This is a genomic window from uncultured Succinivibrio sp., from assembly GCF_902756765.1.
Taxonomy (GTDB): domain Bacteria; phylum Pseudomonadota; class Gammaproteobacteria; order Enterobacterales; family Succinivibrionaceae; genus Succinivibrio.
In genome coordinates this window covers 1-3,947 of sequence record NZ_CACVSS010000131.1, presented here as the reverse complement: position 1 = coordinate 3,947, position 3,947 = coordinate 1, and the positions used below count along the sequence as shown (strand labels likewise).

The window sequence follows — 3,947 nt, the reverse complement described above, 5'->3', positions numbered from 1 at the left end:
CAAAGCCTTATATACCAACGGTTCCGAATGATTTAGAAAATTTCCTTATAAATCAATACATCGAATTTTTAAAGAAAGACTCGGCAGAATTTAGTAAAATAATTACGATAAAACAACAAGTTAATTACATCTAAATTACGAAGTCTGTTTAGTTATGAAATGAAGTATAAACCTTTTCATAATCAAAAAAATAGACCTTAAGCCAAATTAAAAAGTAATTCTCAAATAAAAAATAAGTTTTAAAGACTCAATCTTGATATTTACTTTTACAAAACAAAAATAATATCCAAAACCTATCAATTATTGCATGATGCTACATACAAAAAGACAGCTACAAATACATTCCGCTCAAGAAAACAGAAATCATCTAGAGTCTTTTTCCCTTTATCACTTAACAAACTGTAATATAGTAATGACACAGGAAATTATTGTTGTGAGAGTAGCAACAACAGTCAGATACAGCATTCTGTTGTTTAGCTTGTCAATTTTCTTGCTGTTTTCCAATCTGGATAATTCTCTTAGTTTTTCTTCCATCTCTCTGACTGATTCCTCTATACCGAAATAGGAATATAAATCCTCCCACATGAAATAAAGCTCTGTTACGCGATTTATCTGAAGAGGCTTTCTATATAGATATTGTGTTTTCCAGTTCTGCATATCAATATAGGTGTTATTGGCCAGATTTGGATTAACCGTGATTCGCCTAACGTACTCATCCAGTTTATAAACATAGGCATTAGCCAGAATATAAATCAGAGCAAGTCGGCAGCTTGAGCATTCAATAATAGGAGCAATCTGAGAGATCTGCAGTTCCTGATTGTTAACGATAAGATTTAAACACATACGTTGATCTGAGCCTAGATTCTTATCATTGTTAGCCTGACTAACAATGTTCTTCTGAATCTCTATCAACTTAGTTTTATTCTGAAACTTCTCATCAGAAGCAGAGTCAATTCCTCGTGAAACTACCAGATTATTATCTTCATTTCTTCTGACAGAATATTTGATACCAAATAGCTTAATTAACAGAACATCCCATTTTCCATATATTGAATCAGAGGAATCATTTTCAAAATCAGAAAATTCCTGATTGTTCTTTATAACAGATACAAAAAAGACATTATAAAGAGACTCCTTAAAGAATCGAATCTTCCATTTTTTGCTTTGACCGTTCAGAAACCAGCATTCGTGAACAGATCTCCAGTTGAGAGGTTCATATTCACCGTTTAAGAAAGCTTTTTCAATTTTTTTACTATCTGACATAAAGAAATCCAAAAGATAATAATTAGAGGTACAAAGAATATTACAAATTATTAGAGAAGATCAATAGAAAGAAAAATCGAGGGAAACGTCTCCTTACGGGGAAAAGTTTTTAGAACTATCGCTGTAATCATTTTAAGAAGGAGTTGGATAGCCTGTTTTCGTCCCCTTTCGAGGAATTAATTTAAGAACCAATACGCTTGAACTAGATATAAGGCTCCCTCATACTGTTCAACACAGAAGAGTATTTTATTATTTTTTCTTATAAAAACAATGATCTTTATTTTTAGGATCATTCTTTACTGTGGTTAATAGCTCTTCTGAAAAAATCCTAATCTTAAAGAGTCTTATCGGCAACTGACCAGATGTTATAGATAATATTGTCACGTGGATTTGTATAGTCGAAAGACAGAACTCTCCAGTCAATTGCTGTCATAAGGTTATGCAGCTGCTGCTCTGAAGTTTTTGCGATAAGCTTTAAGGCTCCGCGGGTAATAAAACTGCGTAAAAAGAATGGAGCAATTATCTCGTGTTTATCTTTTCTCCCATTCTTCCAAGACTTGATGAGGTAGACAGGAGGATTCTGATTTATACCATCACAGAATACCTTCTCTTTTGGAAGGCTATGAACCTGTGAAAGCCAGTCAGGAATCGACTCAACACAACTGTATACGTGTTCGATCTTCTGCCCGTTAAGCTCTGTGTAGGTCACAATGACAGGATCATCAATCTTACCGATATCATGCAGGAGCCCTGCGAGGCCACAGGTGATTCTGGAAGCAATAAGATTACTGTCTCTATCCTTAGGCATAACACCCTTATTGAAGAACGCCAGTCTGGAGTCATTCAGCGCAAAATACATGGTTTCAAGACTGTGAAGTAGTAAGCCGCCGACAGAAATATGATGACCAAACACGTTGGAAGGTTTACCGGCAGCACTCTCTGATGCTTGCAGTTTCTGCACATACAATGCTACCTGAACAATTGATGGATACAGGTATTTATCAAAGTACTCTTTACGGGAGCCCATGGCCAGTCTGATTTTATCCATAAGAGGTTTTATCTCAGTACTCTCGAGCAGGGACTCCGGCGTATAGGCATAAAGCCACTCGATATCTTCAGGATTGTTGAAAATCTTTACTATAGGACCGGTGTTTCTGTTGGAGGGATCCCTGGACTCTGCAGTGACAGAAAGTTCCTGTTTTAATGATGCAAACAGATTAAATAGTTTCATCGTAGCTACTGTATATACAAACAATTCATCGTTAGATTATTTGTAATACGATAGCTAATCTGAAGAGTGGTGTTATGCGTGGTTGGGGGCTATCTTCTTAAACACAGACTGATAACCGATCATTCTCTAAGACTTCGCTTAAGTTTTTTGGCAATTGAGAAAAAGCTATAGAATGTCATTAGCAGGAAATGAAAAAGGTAGGAAGACGATACCTCCTACTTTTGTTTTAACCTTTCCCAGCTAGAATTCCCCTGCCTCTATAGGCGTAGGGAGCAAGTCAGGAAGCAAGATCTTCTGTAACCAGCTGCTCTGCGCACTTTTCTGCACTGGAATAACCAAAGTATCTAAGCTGAACCCCATACAGTCTAACCTTGCTAATAATATTAGAAAACTGAGCATGACCCATACAGTTTGACTGAATCCATACTACATCAGCGTTCCTAATAAGATCCTGATTGAAAGCATATTGGTCAGCATCAACAAATTTTACATCTGGTAGCATTGGCTTTATTACTTTCAGCCAAGAGGCATGCCCTCCAAAGATAACAGTTCGTTTTCTAGTGGAATATGGGTAGCTGTAAGTCTTTTCGAGGATTTCTCTTCTTGCCTGCGCCTCAGAGTCAGAATTCTGGTTGAAGACAATCTCTCTGAGATCTGCCAGCTCACGATGTTCAAGACGAAGAGCTTTGAGTTCATGCTCATATCTTGATTTCTCGTTCAGCTGTTCCTGTCTGCTTACAGCAAGTGTTTTTTTCAGAGATTTAAGCTGCTGCTTTAAAGAAGAAACTTCATTCTGATAAGCCACCACCTGCTCTGTAAGATCTTCAATTCTATCTTCTTCAGTTTCCTCTTCATTTAACTCATCTAAATCCAATTCTATTGGTTCAGGTTTTATCCACTCACCGTCTTCAGTCTTGTCAAAATCTTCATGATTTAAACTGTCAGTTTTCTCAAGTTCAAAGTCATCTGACTCTTCTTCATCAGGGGGTAAATCAAAATCAGGAAGATCAATTTGTTGCGACTGAAATTCAGAGAAGAAAAGCTGTTCAGATAAATCAGTGATTTTATTGGCCAGCTCCTCCTCCATACCTTCCTGAATAAACCTTTGACGGTCTTTTTCAAAGGGGTGCATTCCTGTTGGCAGAACAACGTGACAAAGGTCGTAGATTAACTGTGTTACATTTCTTCCCTTGTGTTTGATATGGAAATAATTTACCGCATCAGGCTGTTTCTGCTCTAGCCAGTTGTTTCGATTGTAAGTAAGATCGCTAAAAAACCATTCATCGTAATCATCAGAATCCCAGTTAGTCTTGTCTACATACCAAGGCAGCATCTTCATCACACAGTGCATTAGAGAAAAGCCATCATTAAACAACCATGGCACATCATCACCTGTATCTAAAAGATAAAATAATGCGAAACACAACTCATAAGGATCAGAAATCGAAAAACC

General features: G+C 36.9%; 3 protein-coding genes. All 3 read right to left on the bottom strand.

The annotated features are described in order from the left end of the window. Window positions 1-387: 387 nt before the first annotated feature. On the bottom strand, window positions 388-1,263 hold the full coding sequence (locus QZU45_RS11245) for a hypothetical protein (protein WP_295355331.1): 876 nt from the start codon (window positions 1,261-1,263) through the stop codon (window positions 388-390). Window positions 1,264-1,597: 334 nt separating this feature from the next. Further along, the gene (locus QZU45_RS11240) at window positions 1,598-2,494 is read right to left on the bottom strand and encodes a TraI domain-containing protein (RefSeq protein WP_295355329.1); all 897 of its coding nucleotides are present in this window, start codon (window positions 2,492-2,494) and stop codon (window positions 1,598-1,600) included. A gap of 277 nt (window positions 2,495-2,771) precedes the next feature. Beyond that, on the bottom strand, window positions 2,772-3,947 hold a 1,176-nt coding region (locus tag QZU45_RS11235; RefSeq protein ID WP_295355327.1), incomplete at its 5' end, for a hypothetical protein.